This is a genomic window from Phenylobacterium sp. Root700 (assembly GCF_001429025.1).
Classification (GTDB): Bacteria; Pseudomonadota; Alphaproteobacteria; order Caulobacterales; family Caulobacteraceae; genus Phenylobacterium.
In genome coordinates this window covers 224,325-240,361 of sequence record NZ_LMHT01000034.1, presented here as the reverse complement: position 1 = coordinate 240,361, position 16,037 = coordinate 224,325, and the positions used below count along the sequence as shown (strand labels likewise).

Annotated in this window: 12 protein-coding genes; 9 read left to right on the top strand and 3 right to left on the bottom strand. The window is 69.7% G+C overall.

Going from position 1 to position 16,037, the window contains the following annotated elements; translation table 11 throughout:
• Nucleotides 1-242 precede the first annotated feature (242 nt).
• Together ASE02_RS18880 and ASE02_RS18875 are read left to right on the top strand one after the other, a co-directional pair.
• Nucleotides 243-2,378, top strand: coding sequence for a protein-disulfide reductase DsbD (locus tag ASE02_RS18880; protein WP_082602206.1), 2,136 nt, complete (start codon nucleotides 243-245; stop codon nucleotides 2,376-2,378).
• A gap of 21 nt (nucleotides 2,379-2,399) precedes the next feature.
• Nucleotides 2,400-3,014: a thioredoxin family protein gene (locus ASE02_RS18875; RefSeq protein ID WP_056736284.1), complete on the top strand. Its 615-nt coding sequence runs from the start codon at nucleotides 2,400-2,402 to the stop codon at nucleotides 3,012-3,014.
• Nucleotides 3,015-3,164: 150 nt separating this feature from the next.
• Here ASE02_RS18875 and ASE02_RS18870 read toward each other — a convergent pair whose 3' ends face one another.
• Nucleotides 3,165-3,605, bottom strand: coding sequence for a hypothetical protein (locus ASE02_RS18870; RefSeq protein WP_056736282.1), 441 nt, complete (start codon nucleotides 3,603-3,605; stop codon nucleotides 3,165-3,167).
• A 97-nt stretch (nucleotides 3,606-3,702) separates the two neighbouring features.
• Here ASE02_RS18870 and pgi point away from each other — a divergent pair, with 97 nt between their 5' ends.
• The 7 genes from pgi (at nucleotide 3,703) to ASE02_RS18835 (ending at nucleotide 11,744) form a co-directional block, all read left to right on the top strand.
• Nucleotides 3,703-5,313, top strand: coding sequence for a glucose-6-phosphate isomerase (pgi, locus tag ASE02_RS18865; protein WP_056736280.1), 1,611 nt, complete (start codon nucleotides 3,703-3,705; stop codon nucleotides 5,311-5,313).
• Between the two features lie 31 nt (nucleotides 5,314-5,344).
• The gene (locus ASE02_RS18860; RefSeq protein ID WP_056736278.1) at nucleotides 5,345-6,202 is read left to right on the top strand and encodes an SDR family NAD(P)-dependent oxidoreductase; all 858 of its coding nucleotides are present in this window, start codon (nucleotides 5,345-5,347) and stop codon (nucleotides 6,200-6,202) included.
• Nucleotides 6,199-6,945, top strand: a complete 747-nt coding sequence (locus ASE02_RS18855; protein WP_056736275.1) for an SDR family oxidoreductase — start codon at nucleotides 6,199-6,201, stop codon at nucleotides 6,943-6,945. Before ASE02_RS18860 ends, ASE02_RS18855 begins: the two co-directional genes overlap by 4 nt.
• 281 nt (nucleotides 6,946-7,226) lie before the next feature.
• The gene (gene hisS, locus ASE02_RS18850) at nucleotides 7,227-8,711 is read left to right on the top strand and encodes a histidine--tRNA ligase (RefSeq protein ID WP_056736273.1); all 1,485 of its coding nucleotides are present in this window, start codon (nucleotides 7,227-7,229) and stop codon (nucleotides 8,709-8,711) included.
• Nucleotides 8,708-9,847, top strand: coding sequence for an ATP phosphoribosyltransferase regulatory subunit (locus ASE02_RS18845; protein ID WP_056736270.1), 1,140 nt, complete (start codon nucleotides 8,708-8,710; stop codon nucleotides 9,845-9,847). The genes hisS and ASE02_RS18845 overlap by 4 nt, the downstream gene beginning before the upstream one ends.
• Complete coding sequence (gene hisG / locus ASE02_RS18840) at nucleotides 9,844-10,794, top strand: ATP phosphoribosyltransferase (protein ID WP_056736268.1); 951 nt, start codon at nucleotides 9,844-9,846, stop codon at nucleotides 10,792-10,794. Before ASE02_RS18845 ends, hisG begins: the two co-directional genes overlap by 4 nt.
• A 512-nt stretch (nucleotides 10,795-11,306) precedes the next feature.
• Complete coding sequence (locus ASE02_RS18835; protein WP_056736266.1) at nucleotides 11,307-11,744, top strand: cupin domain-containing protein; 438 nt, start codon at nucleotides 11,307-11,309, stop codon at nucleotides 11,742-11,744.
• A gap of 43 nt (nucleotides 11,745-11,787) precedes the next feature.
• Here ASE02_RS18835 and ASE02_RS18830 read toward each other — a convergent pair whose 3' ends face one another.
• Both ASE02_RS18830 and ASE02_RS18825 read right to left on the bottom strand, forming a co-directional pair.
• A complete protein-coding gene (locus ASE02_RS18830) occupies nucleotides 11,788-13,833 on the bottom strand; it encodes a M13 family metallopeptidase (protein WP_056736257.1) in 2,046 nt (681 codons plus the stop codon).
• A 144-nt stretch (nucleotides 13,834-13,977) separates the two neighbouring features.
• On the bottom strand, nucleotides 13,978-15,609 hold the full coding sequence (locus tag ASE02_RS18825; RefSeq protein ID WP_056736256.1) for an AMP-binding protein: 1,632 nt from the start codon (nucleotides 15,607-15,609) through the stop codon (nucleotides 13,978-13,980).
• Between the last annotated feature and the right edge of the window lie 428 nt (nucleotides 15,610-16,037).

The window sequence follows — 16,037 nt, the reverse complement described above, 5'->3', positions numbered from 1 at the left end:
GGGCCCTGGGCTGGAAATGGCCCCGCCGCTGGATCGCGGTCGGCGGATAGGCCCCCTCCGTCTCGTCGCTTCGCGCCGATCCACCTCCCCCAGCGGGGGAGGATAGAAGCCCAAGATGCTCCCCCGCTGGGGGAGCTGTCAGCGCAGCTGACTGAGGGGGATCCGTCGCCGCGACGTCAGCGTCGCTTTGCGGAGCGCGCTCGGCGGGCCATATAGCGGGCGGACCTTGTCAGGATGACCGGATGACGCGCTTCTTCGCGAGATTGTTGGCCGCCTTCGCCGTGCTGGGCGCCGCCCCGGCCATGGCCCAGCCGGTCGACACCGGCCATCTGGTGGCCGAGCTCGTGGCCCGCGACCAGTCGATCGCGCCGGGCGCCACCACCTACGTCGCCCTGCGCCAGAAGATCGACAAGGGCTGGCACACCTACTGGCGCAATTCCGGCGACAGCGGCGAGGCGACCCGCATCGCCTGGACCCTGCCGGCCGGCTGGACCGCCGGCGACATCGTCTGGCCGGCCCCGACCCGCCAGCCGACCGGCCCGCTGATGAACTACGGCTATCAGGGCGAGGTGCTGCTGCCGGTGCCTGTCACCGCCCCGGCCGACGCCAAGCCGGGCCAGAGCGTGACCCTGAAGGCCGCCGCCACCTTCCTGGTCTGCGAGGAGATCTGCGTCCCCGAGGACGCGGTCCTGACCCTGTCGCTGCCGGTCGTCGAAGGCCTGGCCGAGCCCAATCCCGCCTGGAGCGGCCCGATCGCCAAGGCGCTGTCCGACGCCCCGACCCCGGCGGCCTTCACCAGCGTCTTCGCCAAGCAGGGAACCACCCTGGCCCTGGCGATCACCGGCCAGGCCCTGAAGGGCGCCGACGTCTCGCAGGCCTATTTCTTCCCGTTCGACTCCACCGTCATCGACCACGCCAAGCCGCAGGTCATCGAGCGCGGCCCGGACGGCCTGACCCTGACCCTGACGCCGGGCTACGCCTTCCAGGAGGGCGATGGCCCCAAGGCCATGGCCGGGGTGCTGTCGCTGGGCGACAAGGCCTATGAGATCAGCGCCGCAACAGGCGCCCCGCCGCCTGGGGCCTCCGGTCTCGGTGCGCCTCCCTCGAAGGCCGTAGGGGGAGGCGGCGGCGCGCTCGGCCTGCCGCTCGCCGCGGCCTTCGCCTTTCTCGGCGGTCTGATCCTCAACCTGATGCCCTGCGTCTTCCCGATCCTGGCGATGAAGGCCGCCTCGCTGGCCGGTCACGCCCATGAGCGGCGCGTCGCCCAGGGCCAGGGCCTGGCCTTCCTCGCCGGCGTGCTGGCGACCTTTCTGGCCTTGGCCGTCGCCCTGATCGCGGTGCGGGCCGGCGGCGCGGCCGTGGGCTGGGGCTTCCAGCTGCAATCGCCGCCGGTGGTCGCGGGCCTGGCCCTGCTGATGCTGGCCGTGGCGCTCAACCTTTCGGGCGTGTTCGAAGTCGGCTCGTCGCTGCAGGGCGTCGGGACCGGCCTGGCCGGCAAGCGCGGCATGGCCGGCGCCTTCTTCACCGGGGCGCTCGCCGTCGTGGTCGCCGCGCCCTGCACCGCGCCGTTCATGGCCCCGGCGCTCGGCTGGGCCCTGACCCAGAGCGCGCCGGCCGCCATCACCGTCTTCCTGGCCCTCGGCCTGGGCTTCGCCGCCCCCTTCGCCCTGGCCGCCTTCGTGCCCGGCCTGCTGACCCGTCTGCCCAAGCCCGGCCCGTGGATGGAGGGCTTCAAGAAGCTGATGGCCTTCCCGATGTACGGCGCCGCCGCCTGGCTGGTCTGGGTGCTGACCATCCAGGCCGGGAACACCGCCCTGGCCCGCATCTTCGCCGCCGCCGTCGTGCTGGCCCTGGCCGCCTGGCTGCTGGGCGTGGCCCAGCATCGGCGCGCCCAAGGCGGCAAGCCCTTGGCCCTGGCCGGGATCGGCGGGGCGCTCGCCGTCGTCGCCGCGCTGGCCGCCGTCTGGCCCAGCTACGGCGAACCGCAAGCCGCGTCCTCCGCCGCCGCCGAGGGCGGCAAGGCGAATGTCCCCTATGAAGCCTACAGCCCCGAGAAGCTCGCCGCCGCCCAGGCCGCCGGCAAGCCGGTGTTCGTCAACTTCACCGCCGCCTGGTGCGTGACCTGCCAGGTCAACGAGAAAGTCGCCCTGACCAGCCAGGGCGTCGCCGACGCCTTCAAGCAGACCGGCGCGGTCTATCTGAAGGCCGACTGGACCCTGAAGGACGCGGTGATCGAGGCCGAGCTCGCCAAGCACGGCCGGGCCGGGGTGCCGCTCTACCTGGTTTATGGCGCCAAGGGCGGCGAGGGCGTTATCCTGCCGCAGATCCTGACCGAGGGCCTGATCGTCCGCGCCTTGAAGGACGCCCAGGGCCGCTGACCCCTTAGAGGAGGCTTGGCCATGTCCATCCATCGCCCGTTCGCGCTCGCCGCCGCCCTGACGCTCATCGCCGCCGCGCCCGTCCTGGCCGCACCGGCCGTCGGCCAACTGGCCCCGGCCTTCACCGCCAAGGACGGCGAGGGCAAGACCCGCTCGCTGGCTGAGTTCAAGGGCAAGACCGTGGTGCTGGAATGGACCAACGCCGGCTGCCCCTATGTCCAGAAGCACTACGGCGCGGGAAACATGCAGGGCCTGCAGAAGGACGCGGTCAAGGACGGCGTGGTCTGGCTGACCCTGATCTCCTCGGCGCCCGGCAAGCAGGGCTATGTCTCGCCCGCCCAGGCCAAGACCTGGAAGGCGACCACCGGCGCGGGCTCCACCGCCCTGCTGCTCGATCCGGGCGGGCAGATCGGCCGCGCCTACGAGGCCAAGACCACCCCGCACATGTACATCGTCGATAAGACCGGCAAGCTCATCTACATGGGCGGCGTCGACGACAAGCCGACCGCCGACCACGCCAGCCTGAAGGGCGCCAAGAACCACGTCGCCGCCGCACTAGGCGACGTAAAGGCCGGCCGCCCCGTGGCGACGGCGGTCAGCCGCCCCTACGGCTGCACGATCAAGTACGCGGAGTAGGGGGCGGCCACATCTCCGCTCATCCCGGCGAAGGCCGGGACCCAGATGGAACAGCTCAGATGCGGGTTCTATAGGCTCAGAGTTGATCCCATCGACCGCCGGCCCATGAGATCTGGGTCCCGGCCTTCGCCGGGATGAGCGGTCTTGTGCTTAAACCGGCGCCTGCGGCGGAGCGGTGATCACCTCGACATTGTCGTTCAGCAGATAGCCCATGTCGGTCACGGCCAGGTCGCGGTCCGAGGCGGTCGCGGCCTCTTCCAGCGCCTTCAGCTTCAGCGGCAGGTCCTCGGAGATGCCGCGCAAGATGCACTTCAGGTCGCCGTCCAGATTGCGCTCGGCCAGGGTCCGGTGAGCCTGCATGTCCAGGGCGGCCAGTTCGCTCACCTGCTGCTTGAAGGTCGCCGGGATCGGCGCGGTCTTGCCCTTGAAGGCCTCGACCTCGGCCTTCAGCACCCCGGCGCGGCGGACGATGTCGGCGAACAGCGGCTCGATGGCCACGGCGGCGGCCGGCGGCGGGGCGGCGGTGGCCGGGCCGGCGGGCGCGGTGGCGAGCCAGAGGGTGGAGAGCAAGGCTGCGGCGCTGCACGACATGGGGTATCGCCCTATCCGAAACGGCCAAGACAGGCCGGGCGCCTTTTGCTAACCGCGATACGGTAAACGCGCCGCTACCAATTTCAGAGGGTTTTGCATGCGAGATCTCGCCACCGCCTGGACCAGGCTGGAAGCCGTCGCACAGGCCGCCCCCGAGCGTCGGATCGACAGTTTGTTCGACATCGAACCAGATCGCCTGGCCCGGCTGTCGCTGGAGGCCCCCGAACTCTTCCTCGACCTCTCCAAGCAGCCCTGGTCGCTGGCCGATCTCGACGTGGCCCTCGACCTCGCCCGGGCCGGCGGGATCGAGGCGGCCCGCGAGGCGCTGTTCGCCGGCGACGTCGTGAACCCCTCGGAAGATCGCGCCGCTCAACACGCGGCGCTGCGCGCGGCAAAGGGCGCGGACTTCAAGGCCAAGGGCGAGCCGGTCTCCGCCGAGATCGACGCCACCCGCGCGGCCATCGCCGCCCTGGCCGGCGCCGTGCGCTCGGGCGCCAAGCGCGGCGCGACCGGCAAGCCCTTCCGCGCCATCGTCCATATCGGCATTGGCGGCTCGGACTTCGGCCCGCGCCTGGTCTGGGAGGCCTTGCGTCCGCTGAGCCCGCAGATCGAGCTGCGCTTCGCCGCCAATGTCGATCCGGCCGACATGGCCCTGGCCCTGGACGGGCTGGACCCGGCGCAGACCCTGGTCGTGGTGGTCTCCAAGACCTTCACCACCCTGGAGACCATCACCAACGCCCAGGTCGCCCGCGATTGGCTGCGCGCCGCGCTGGGAACCGCCGGCGACACCCACCTGTTGGCGGTCTCCGCCGCGCCCGCCGTGGCCCAGGCCTTCGGGGTTCCGGCCGACCAGGTGTTCGGCTTCCGCGACTGGGTCGGCGGCCGCTATTCGGTGTGGTCGGCGGTGGGCCTGTCCTGCGCCATCGCGCTGGGCGCCGAGGCGTTCGAGGAGTTCCTGGCCGGCGGCCTGGCCATGGACGATCACTTCCGCTCCGCGCCGCTGGACCAGAACGCGCCGGTGTTGCTGGCGCTCGCCCACATCTACAATCGCAACGGTCTCTCCCGCCCGATCCGCGCGGTGGTGCCCTACGCCCAGCGCCTGCGGCTGCTGCCCAATTTCCTGCAGCAGTTGGAGATGGAATCGAACGGCAAGCAGACGACCGCCCACGGCGCCCCGGTGGCGCGCGCCACGGCGGCGGCGGTGTTCGGCGACGCCGGCACCAATGTGCAGCACGCCTTCTTCCAGCTGATGCACCAGGGGACCGACATCATCCCGGTCGACATCCTGGCCGTGGCCAAGGCCAGCGAGGGTGAAAGCGCCAACCAGCCCAAGCTGACCGCCAACGCCATCGCCCAGGCCGAGGCCCTGATGGTCGGCAAGACCGAGGCCGCCGTCCGCGCCGAACTGGCCGGCCAGCCCCAGGCGCTGATCGACGAACTGGCCCCGCAGAAGACCTTCCACGGCAACCGACCCTCCAGCTTCATCCTGCTGGACCGCCTGACGCCGCGCGCCCTGGGCGCGTTGATCGCGCTCTATGAGCACAAGACCTTCGTTGAGGGCGTGCTCTGGGAGATCAACAGTTTCGACCAGTGGGGCGTGGAGCTGGGCAAGACTCTGGCCGTGCGCATACTCGCAGAACTGGAAGGCGGCGCGCCTGGCGTGCATGATCCCTCCACGACGAGCCTGGTGACCCGCCTGAAGGTCTAGCCGTCCAAGAAAATAATAGGGGAGGACGGCCATGCGCGACCTGACGGGGAAGACTGCTTTCATCACCGGCGGGGCCAGCGGCCTTGGCCTGGCCATGGCCCACGCCTTCGGCGGCGCGGGCATGAACGTGATGCTGGCCGATATCGAGGAAGCCCCGCTGGCCGCCGCCCGCGCTGATCTGGAGGCCCGCCAGATCAAGACCGCCAGCGTGATCTGCGACGTCGCCGACCGCGCCGCCCTGAGCGCGGCGGCCGACGCCACCCTCGCGGCCTTCGGCAAGGTCCATGTGGTCTGCAACAACGCCGGCGTCGGGGCCGGCGGCCCCATCGACCAGGTGAAGCCCGGCGACTGGGACTGGATCTTGGCCGTCAACCTGATGGGCGTCGTCTACGGCATGGAGGTGTTCACGCCCCACGTCCGCGCGCACGGCGAGGGCGGCTGTTTCGTCAACACCGCCTCGATGGCCGGGATGATCTCGGTGCCCGGCATGGAGCCCTACACCGCCACGAAATACGCCGTGGTCGGCATGTCCGAGGGCTGGGCGGGCCAACTGGCGCCGGAGAACATCAATGTCGCCGTGCTCTGCCCCGGCTTCGTGAAGACCAAGATCAACCAGTCGGGCCGCACCCGCCAGTCGCAGTATGGCGGCCCGGTCCCGAACAATCCGACCGTCGGCCAGTCCAATGTCGACAACGGCATCGATCCCGAGTTCGTCGGCGCCCGCGTGCTGGAGGCCGTGCAGAACGACGAGCGCTACATCTTCACCCACCCGGGCATGCGGAACCTGGTCGAGCAGCGCTTCAGCCGCATCATGGCCGGCTTCGACGCCGCCGCGGCCAGTCCGGTGCTCGCGGGCGTAGAGTATGCGACGCCGGTGCTGCCGGCATGAGCGTCCTGATCACTGGCGGAACCAAGGGCATCGGCCTGGCCATCGCCCGCCGCCTGGCTCCCATCCACGGCGCGGTCGCGCTCGCCTATCACAGCGACGAAGACGCCGCGCAGGCCGCCAAGGCGCAGATCGCCGCCACCGGCGCGCAGGTCCAGCTGGTGCGCGGCGATGTTGGAACCATTGAGGGCGCCGCCGCCATGATCGCGGAGGTCGAGGTGCGGGGCCAGGGCCTGGCCCACATCGTCCACGCCGCGGCGATGATCTATCCGACCACCCTGCTCGGCGCCGATCTCCCGCGGTTCCGCCAGGCGATGGAGACCAACGGCCTGTCGCTGCTCTACTTGGTCCACGCCGCGCAACACCTGCTGGCCGAGGGCTCGAGCGTGGTCTTCATCACCAGCAGCGGCTCGCGCATGCCGTTGCCCAACTACGGCGCCCTGGGAATCGGCAAGGCGATGGCCGAGGCGACCATCCTCTATCTGGTCGCCGAACTGGCGCCGCGCGGCATACGGATCAACGCCGTCGCGCCGGGCCTGGTCCATACGACCTCGGTCGCGGCCATGGTCGGCAGCGAGGCGACCGCCGCCGCCGTGGTCGAACGCGCCGCCCGCGCCAGTCCCTCGGGCCGCGCCAGCCGCGACAGCGACTACGCCTCCCTGGTCGAGTACCTGCTGACGCCGGACGCCGCCTTCATCCAGGGCCAGGTGATCGCCGCCACCGGCGGGACGGGTTTGGTCGGCTGACTCGCCTTCTTCACATTTCCCCGCTATAGGCCGGCCGTCATGAACCGCGTCGCGCATCATCACGGCCATCACCATCCGACCTCGCTTGCGGGATCGGCCCAGGATCGCTTGGCCTAAAAGCGACCTCGCCCGAGCCCCCGCACCAGCGGATGGGGCTCGTGTTTTCTCAGCTCCATCCGTCGAACATTCCGCGCTTAAGGAACCCGACGATGGACTTCTGCACCCTCTCCCAAATGCGCCCGCGCCTTGCCGCGCGCGCCTTCTGCCTTTAGGCGAGCGGCATGACCGACGCTCCCCGCCCCGAGGCCCGCGCTCCGCGCGGTTTCAACGACCGCCGCGCCCGCGATCTGGCCGCCGAGCGCCAGATCCTGACCAAGGTCTCCGCCGTCTATGAACGCTACGGTTTCGAGGCCTTCGACACCGGCGCCTTCGAATATGCCGACGCGCTCGGCAAGTTCCTGCCCGACGCCGACCGTCCCAACGAGGGCGTCTTCGCCCTGCAGGACGACGACGAGCAGTGGATGGCCCTGCGTTACGACCTGACCGCGCCGCTGGCGAGGTTCGTGGCCGAGACCAAGGAGGGCCTGCCCAAGCCGTTCCGCCGCTACGCCTTCGGCACGGTCTGGCGCAACGAGAAGCCTGGCCCCGGCCGGTTCCGCGAATTCACCCAGTGCGACGCCGACACCGTCGGCTCGGCCCGGCCCGAGGCCGACGCCGAGATCATCGCCATGGCGGTCGAGGGCCTGGAGGCCGCCGGCCTGCCGACCGGCTCGGCGATCATCAAGATCAACAACCGCAAGCTCCTGAACGGCCTGCTGACCACGGCCGGCGTCAAGGACGACGGGCAGAAGCTGGCGGTGCTGCGCGCCGTCGACAAGCTGGACCGCCTGGGTCCGGAGGGCGTGCGCCTGCTGCTGGGTGAGGGGCGCAAGGACGAGTCCGGCGCCTTCACCAAGGGCGCGGGCCTGGCCGCCGCCGGCGCCGAGGCCGTGCTGGCCTTCACCGCCGCCGGCGCGGGCGGCCGCACCGAGACCCTGGATCAGATCGCGGGCATCATCGGCGGTTCGGCCGAGGGCGATGCTGGCCTGGCCGAACTGGCGGCGATCGACCAAGCTCTCAAGAGCCTGGGCGTCGGCGTCGAGCGCGCGGCCTTCGATCCGTCCATCGTGCGCGGCCTGGAATATTACACCGGCGCGGTCTTCGAGGCCGAGCTGCTGCTGAAGACCAAGGACGAGAAGGGCCGCGGCGTTCGCTTCGGCTCGATCGGCGGCGGCGGGCGCTATGACGATCTGGTCGCCCGCTTCACCGGCGAGCAGGTTCCGGCCACCGGCTTCTCCTTCGGCGTCTCGCGGCTGATCTCGGCCCTGCGCGCCGCCGGTCGCGACCTGGGCGACCAGGTCCGTGGCCCGGTGGTGGTCATCGCCTTCACCCCCGACGACATGACCCACTATTTCGAAGTGGTCACCGAGCTGCGCAACGCCGGGATCGCCGCCGAGGTCTATCTCGGCACGGCGGGCATGAAGGCACAGATGAAGTACGCCGACCGCCGGATGGCGCCGGCCGCCATCATGCTGGGCGGCGACGAGATCGCCGCCGGCAAGGTGACGATCAAGGATCTGGATCGCGGCCGCATGCTGGCGACCGACGTTGCCGATAACGCCGAGTGGCGCGAGCAGCGCCCGGGCCAGCAGATCGTCGACCGCGCCGACCTGGTCGCCACGGTCCGCAAGATCGTCGACGCTCAGAAGATCGAGGCGGGCAAATGAGGGCCGAGCCGAACCTTCCCCCCGAGGCGCTCGCCGCCATCCGCGCCCCGTTCCTGGCGACCGGCGCCGAGGCCGTCGACGCCCCGATCCTGCAGCCGCTCGCCCTGATCCTGGAACTGGCCGGCGAGGCGATGCGCGCGCGCTTGTTCGTGGTCCAGGCCGAGGGCGGGCAGGAAACCTGCCTGCGCCCCGACTTCACCGTGCCGGTGGTCCGCCAGCACCTGGACAGCGGCAAGCTGGCCGGGCGCTACGTCTATGAGGGCAAGGCGTTCCGCGCCTCGCCCGACGCCGACCGGCCCGAGGAGTTCCGCCAGATCGGCCTCGAGCGCTTCGACGACGCGGCCGCTCCCGTCGCTCCGGCCGACGCCGAAATCGCCGCCCTGGCCTGGACCGCCGCCCTGGCCGGCGGCCGGGACGACCTGTCGCTGTGGCTGGGCGACATCGCCCTGTTCGCCGCCTTCATCGACGCCCAAGGCCTGGCCCCGTCGCTGGCCGCTCGGCTGAAGCGGGTGGCGGCGCGTCCGCGCCTGCTGGCCGCCGAACTGGCACGCGCCGGCGCCGAACCGGAAACCCAGGCCGACAGCGGCAAGCTCGCCGGCCTGCTGTCGGGCCTGTCGGAGGCCGAGGCCGCGACGGTGCTGGAAGAGGTCTGGGCCCTGGCCGGGATCGACCCGGTCGGCGGTCGTGGCCCCGCCGCCATCGCCCAGCGCCTGATCCGCCGCGCCCAGGCCGCCAGCGCCCCGGCGCTGACCTTGGAGCAGGCCGACAGCATCACCCGCTTCCTGGCCGTGGACGACGCGCCGCAAGCCGCCTTCGCCGCCATCCGCGCCATCGCCGGGGCCAAGGCGTCCGCCCTGGACGGCGCGCTCAGCGACTGGACCCAGCGGCTGGACCTGCTGGCCCAGGCCGGCGTGCCGCTGGAGCGGACGCGGTTCGCGACCGCGCTCGGCCATGCCTTCGACTATTACGACGGCCTGACCTTCGAGGTCCGGTCCGCCGCGCTCCACCCCGACCGGGCGGTGGCGGTCGGCGGCCGTTATGACGGCTTGCCGGCGAGACTGGGTGGAGCGCCGGGCGCTCGCGCCGTCGGCTGCATGGTCCGGCCCTGGCGGGCCTGGACGGGAGGCGAGTCATGAGCAACCCCCTGATCCTGGCCGTCCCCTCCAAGGGGCGGCTGAAAGAACAGGTCGAGGCCTGGCTCTCCGATTGCGGACTGTCTCTGTCTGTCACCGGAGGATCGCGCGGCTACATGGCCGAGCTGAAGGGCGTTCCGGGCATCCAGGTGCGCCTGCTCTCGGCCGGCGACATCGCCGAGGCGCTGGACCTCGGCGAAGTGCACCTCGGCATCACCGGCGAGGACCTGCTGCGTGAACGCGCCGGCGACGTCGACGCCCGGATCCTGCTGCTGCGCGCGCTGGGCTTTGGCCGCGCCGACCTGGTGGTGGCGGTGCCGAAAAGCTGGATCGACGTCGAGAGCATGAGCGACCTGGAGGAGGTGGCCCACGACCTGCTGGCCCGCTCCGGCCGGCGCATGCGCGTCGCCACCAAGTACCTGGCCCAGACCCGGTCCTTCTTCGCCCGTCACGGCGTGGTCGACTACCGGATCACCGAGTCCGGCGGCGCCACCGAGGGGGCTCCGGCCGCCGGGTCGGCCGAACTGGTGGTCGATATCACCACCACCGGCGCGACCCTGGTCGCCAACGGCCTGAAGATCCTGGCCGACGGCGTGATCCTGAAGAGCCAGGCCCAGCTTACCGCCTCGCTGCGCGCCGACTGGAGCGGCGAGCGTCTGGCGGCGGCCGAACGGCTGCTGCGGGTGATCGAGGCCCGCGCCGCGGCCCATGACAGCGCCACCCTGGCCTGGCCCGCCGATCCTCGCGAGGCTCCGGTGGTCGAGGCCTTGATCGCCGACGGCGCCTCTCGGCGTCCGAACGGCCTGCTGGTGGCGGCCAGCCGCATCGGACAGGCCTCGCTGGCCCTGACCGCGGCGGGAATCGGTCCGGTCACCGCCTCGCGTCCGGACTTCGTCTACGAGACAGGTTGTGTTCCGTATAGCGAGCTACTCAAGCGGGTGCAGATTTGACGCTTGTGTCAAAAAGAATCCCTTTGTGGGCAAGAAGTGTGGCCCTCGCGCAAATCTGATCGAAATTTACCTGCGCCGATGGTTTGCGTGCATTGACTTGGGTCAGAAATTGCCGTTTTCTCAGTCCTGCGAGAGACATGGCGGCCAACAGATCCACCAGTCTCCGGCGTTTCGGGGAGGAAACGCCCGCTCTATATGAGCGACTGCTCAAAATAAGGCCCGTTGCGATTATCCCCCGCAACGGGCCAAATTTTTGCCTGACGTAAATTTTGACTCAACTGTCAAAAATGGCAGGTCGCTCGCCACTCGTCATCCTCCGGGCTCGCGAAGCGAGATCCGGGGGACCCAAAACGGGCTCACCACATTCTGCGAAATCAAGTTGGGTCCCCCCGGATCAGCCTTCGGCTGACCGGAGGATGACGAGGTGGGGTGGTGTCGGCCCCGTCGATGGCTCCATCAAGATAACGATGTTATATATATCCCGCGCGTAGGCGCTCAGGGAGCGAGCATCCATGGCTGAGGTAATCGTCGTCACCCCGACAAGCGCGCCGCGCCCGTTGAACATCGTGGGCGAGCAGCTCACCGTCCTGGCCTCGGGCGCTCAGACCGGCAGCTACGAGGTGTTCCATCAGGTTGGACCGGAGGGCAGCGGGCCGCCGCCGCACAATCATCCCTGGGACGAAGCCTTCTACGTCATCAAGGGCGAGATCGCCTTCGGCGTCGGCGACCGGGAACTGGTCGCCCAGGCCGGGACGTTCGTGCACCTGCCGGCCGGGACGACGCATTGGTTCCGGTTCGGCGCCGGCGGCGGTGAAATGGTGTCGATGACGTCCCGCGAAGGCGCGTCGCACATGTTCACGGACTTTGATCGCGAGATCTCACCGGCCCAGCCGGATCTGGGCAAGCTCATCGAGCTTGGCCGACCCTACGGTCTGGAAGTTCCGGCCTAGGCTTCGCCCGATGGCGGCGCGCTCGCGCCGCCATCGTCGCCCGCTACCAGATCCGAACCCGCTCGGCGGGCGCGATATACATGCCGTCGCCGGGCTTCACGCCGAACGCCTCGTAGAAGGCGTCGATGTTCTTGATCGGCGTCTGCACCCGGTACTTCGGCGGCGAGTGCGGGTCGGTGACCAACTGCTGGCGCATGCGGTCCTCGCGATACTTGCCCCGCCAGACCTGCGCCCAGCCGAGGAACACCCGTTGGTCGCCGGTCATGCCGTCGATCACCGGCGCCGGCTTGCCGCCCAGCGAGACGTGATAGGCGTCCAGCGCCAGCAGCAGCCCGCCCAGGTCGGCGATGTTCTCGCCCATGGTCAGTTCGCCGTTGATGTGGGCGCCGGGCAGCACCTCGACGGCCGCGTACTGCTTGCCGAACTTCGCCGCCTGGGCGTTGAACTTCGCCGCGTCCTCGGCGGTCCACCAATCGGTCAGCTTGCCGTCGCCGTCCGACTTGCGGCCCTGGTCGTCGAAGCCGTGGGTGATTTCATGGCCGATCACCCCGCCGATGCCGCCATAGTTCACGGCCGGGTCGCCTTGCGGATCGAAGAACGGCGGCTGCAGGATCGCGGCTGGGAAGACGATCTCGTTCTTCGTCGAGGAGTAGTAGGCGTTGATGGTCGGCGGGGTCATGCCCCACTCGTCGTCGTCCACCGGGCCGCCCAGTCGCGCGGCGCGGTAGTCCCACTCGAAGGCCGCGGCGCGCTCCATATTGCCGTAGAGGTCGCCGTCCTTGACGCTCAGGGCCGAGTAGTCGCGCCACTTGTCGGGATAGGCGATCTTCACCCGGAACTTGGCGAGCTTCTCCTGCGCCTTGACCTTGGTCGCCGGGCTCATCCAGTCGAGCTTGTCGATCCGCGCCTTCATCGCCGTGCGGATGTCGCTGACCAGGGCCTCCATCTTGGCCTTGCTGTCGGCCGGAAAGTAGGCCTCGACATAGAGCTTGCCCAGCGCCTCGCCGATGTTGTTGTCGGCGGCGCTGACGCCGCGCTTCCAGCGGGGCTGCTGCACCGGCTGGCCCGACAGGGTCTTGGAGCGGAATTCGTAGTTCGCCTGGTCGAAGTCTTTCGACAGATAGGGCGCGGCCTGGTCCACCACGTTGAAGGCCGACCAGGCCTTCAGGGTCTCGATCGGGGTCTTGGCGTAGATGGCGGCGATCTTCGGGAAGGCGGTGTTCTCGGCGACCACGACCCGCGTGGCTTTGGCGAGATTGGCGCCGGCCAGGTACTGCTTCCAGGCGAAGCCCGGCGCGTACTGCTCCAGCTGGGCGATCTCGAAGGGGTTGTAGGTCTTGTCGTCGTCGCGCTGCTCGGCGCGGGTCCACGAGACCTTGGCGATCTCGGTCTCCAGGGCGACGATGGCCTTGGCGTTCTCGGCGGGCTTCTCCCAGCCGGCCAGAGTCAGCATCTTGGCGACATAGGCCTCATAGGCGGCCTTCTGGGCCTTGAAGCGCTCTTCCAAATAGTAGTCGCGGTCGGGCAGGCCGAGCCCGCCCTGGGCCAGATAGGCCGTGTATTTCTCCGGGTCCTTGGCGTCGTCATGCACATAGGCGCCGAAGAACGAGCCGCCGAACTTGCGCATCGAGGCGCCCATCAGCCCGGCCATCTCCTCGCGGGTCTTCACTGCCCGCACGGCCGCCAGGTCGCTGGCTAACGGCTTGGCGCCCAGGGCGTTGACGGCCGCCTCGTCCATGAAGCTGCGATAGAAGGCGCCCAGCTTGGCCTCGTCGCCGGTCGCCGCCTTATTGGCCGCGGCCTTCTCGGACACGGCGCGCATCCGCGCCTGCGACAGTTCCTGCAGCGCGTCGAAGGCGCCGTAGCGCGACCGGTCGGCCGGGATCTCCAGCGTCTTCAGATAGGTCCCGTTGGCGTAGTCGAAGAAGTCCTGGGTCGGCGCGACGGCGGTGTCGCGCCCGGCCATGTCGAAGCCCCACGGTCCCATGCGCGGGGTCTGCGAGAGGTCCGGGAGGTCGGCGGCGAGCGCCGGGGCGGCCGTGGAGATCAGGACCGCCGCGGAGGCGGCGCCCAGCCAGAGGGTCTTCATGGAGTTGTGAGCCTTCGGAGCATCTTAGAAAGAAGGCGCGACCGTGGACCGGCCGCGCCCGTTCAGGCACGTTACTTTTTTGTTACGTTGGGCGTCCCGCTTCCCCTTTTCCTCCCCTGCGTAGCGGGGGAGGAAAGGCGGAGCCTACGCCGTCGCCGACAGCGCCTCGATCGCCTGGGCCTTGATGGCCTTGTAGTCGAGCTTGCCGTTGGGGGCGCGGACCACAGGGGCCAGCACCAGTTCGCGCGGCGCCTTGTAGTCGGCCAGCAGGCTCTTCACGTGGGCCGACAGTTCGGCCAGCGTCGGGGCCTTGTCGCCGATGAAGTCGACCACCGCGCAGATCCGCTCGCCGAAGCGCGGATCGGGCACCCCGACCACGGCGGCGTCACGGACGCCGTCGAAGCGCTTCAGGGCCTCTTCGACTTCCTCGGGGAAGACCTTCTCGCCGCCGGTGTTGATCACCTGCGAGCCGCGGCCCAGCAGGGTGATCGAGCCGTCGGCCTCGACCGTCGCCCAGTCGCCCGGCACGCTCCAGCGCGTGCCTTCGAAGACCCGGAAGGTCTTGGCCGACTTTTCCTCGTCCTTGTAGTAGCCGACCGGGGTGTGGCCGCCGACCGCCACCAGGCCGCGCACGCCCGAACCGGCTTGCACCCGCACGCCGTCCTCGGTGAACACCGCCGCGTTCGGGCCGGTGGCGAACTTCGCCGTGCCGGCCGCCGCCCCGCCGCCCGAGGTGGAGGCCGCCAGGCCCAGGGCCTCGGACGAGCCCAGGCTGTCCATCAGCATGATGTGCGGCAGGTGCTTCAACAACCCCTGCTTGTTCTCCAGGCCCCACATGGCGCCCGACGACACGATCCGGCGCAGCGAGGGCAGGGGCCAGCGGCCAGGATTGGCGTCCAGCACTTCCAGCATTGGGGCGGCGAAGGCCGGGCCGACGATGATCAGGCCCGAGACCCCCAGGCGATCGACCTCGTCGAACAGCTGGGCCGGGTCGAACCGGCGCGGAACCAGCGTCGCCACCGCGCCGCCGGAGATCAGCTGGCCGAACGAGATGAACTGGCCGGTGGCGTGCATCAGCGGCGCGACCGGAATGGTGATGGCCTGCGGCTCGCCGCTGGCGGCGTTGACGCTGGCGCGTTGTCCGGCCTCGTCGATGGTCTCCAGAGGCGCCAGGCCGAGCAGCAGGTTGGCGCCGCCGCCCAGGGCCTTGAACAGATCTTCCTGACGCCACATCACGCCCTTGGGCATGCCGGTCGTGCCGCCGGTGTACATGATCAGCAGGTCGTCGCCCGACCGGCCCCACGGCGCTTCGTAGTGATCGGCGGCGCGGGCGACGATGGCGTCATAGTCCAGCGCCCAGGCGGGAACCGGGTGGCCGGCCTCGGCGACCGCGATCCAGGCCTTCACCTTGGGCAGGCGGCCACGGACCTTCTCTACCATCTCGGCGAACGAGGCGTGGAACACCACCACCTCGGCGTCGGCGTTGTCGAACAGATAGGTCAGCTCGTCGCCGCCATAGCGGTAGTTCGTATTGAACGGGACCAGGCCGGCCTTGAAGGCGGCGAAATAGGTCTCGAGGTATTCGGGGCCGTTATAGAGATAGGCGGCGACCTTGGACTGCTTGGACAGGCCGGCCTCGACCATGGCCTGGGCCAGCGCGTCAGCCCGACGGTCGAAGTCTTTCCAGTTGATCGTCCGATCACCATGGATCAGGGCGGCGCGGTCGGGGGTGGCCTTGGCCACCGACTCCCACAGGTTGGCGTAATTCCAATCCATAGCGATCCTCCATTCTTAAAATATGGGGGGCATAGACGACAGCGCGGCCGGGGCTGTCAACGCTAGCCGAACGCCTGTTCGGACAACGGCTGCGGCGGGCTGGGCCAATCGACATTCGGCCGGAGGTGTTGCTTTTCTCCGCTCATCCCGGCGAAGGCCGGGACCCAGGTCGTAGGGCGCAAGATTTCAGGATTGTCCGCCAGCACGGCGGCTGCATCTGGGGCCCGGCCGTCGCCGGGATGAGCGGATGTGGTTGGGTGTTGCCCAAGGCCGCGGCCTTGGGGATGGCTGACCGCGGACTCAAGGGGCACCCGCTGCGCCCGCCCGCCATTTTTTCGCCCTCGACGGCCCCATTGGGCGGCCTAACGGCCTCTGCGTGGGTTACGCGAGCGACGTCCAGGCTTCATAGTGCCGCTCATCACATAAGG

Excerpts from the sequence above, each read along its gene's own strand:
- ASE02_RS18880 (WP_082602206.1), top strand. The coding sequence starts at position 243 with ATGACGCGCTTCTTCGCGAGATTGTTGGCCGCCTTCGCCGTGCTGGGC.
- ASE02_RS18875 (WP_056736284.1), top strand. The coding sequence starts at position 2,400 with ATGTCCATCCATCGCCCGTTCGCGCTCGCCGCCGCCCTGACGCTCATC.
- ASE02_RS18870 (WP_056736282.1), bottom strand. The coding sequence starts at position 3,605 with ATGTCGTGCAGCGCCGCAGCCTTGCTCTCCACCCTCTGGCTCGCCACC.
- pgi (WP_056736280.1), top strand. The coding sequence starts at position 3,703 with ATGCGAGATCTCGCCACCGCCTGGACCAGGCTGGAAGCCGTCGCACAG.
- ASE02_RS18860 (WP_056736278.1), top strand. The coding sequence starts at position 5,345 with ATGCGCGACCTGACGGGGAAGACTGCTTTCATCACCGGCGGGGCCAGC.
- ASE02_RS18855 (WP_056736275.1), top strand. The coding sequence starts at position 6,199 with ATGAGCGTCCTGATCACTGGCGGAACCAAGGGCATCGGCCTGGCCATC.
- hisS (WP_056736273.1), top strand. The coding sequence starts at position 7,227 with ATGACCGACGCTCCCCGCCCCGAGGCCCGCGCTCCGCGCGGTTTCAAC.
- ASE02_RS18845 (WP_056736270.1), top strand. The coding sequence starts at position 8,708 with ATGAGGGCCGAGCCGAACCTTCCCCCCGAGGCGCTCGCCGCCATCCGC.
- hisG (WP_056736268.1), top strand. The coding sequence starts at position 9,844 with ATGAGCAACCCCCTGATCCTGGCCGTCCCCTCCAAGGGGCGGCTGAAA.
- ASE02_RS18835 (WP_056736266.1), top strand. The coding sequence starts at position 11,307 with ATGGCTGAGGTAATCGTCGTCACCCCGACAAGCGCGCCGCGCCCGTTG.
- ASE02_RS18830 (WP_056736257.1), bottom strand. The coding sequence starts at position 13,833 with ATGAAGACCCTCTGGCTGGGCGCCGCCTCCGCGGCGGTCCTGATCTCC.
- ASE02_RS18825 (WP_056736256.1), bottom strand. The coding sequence starts at position 15,609 with ATGGATTGGAATTACGCCAACCTGTGGGAGTCGGTGGCCAAGGCCACC.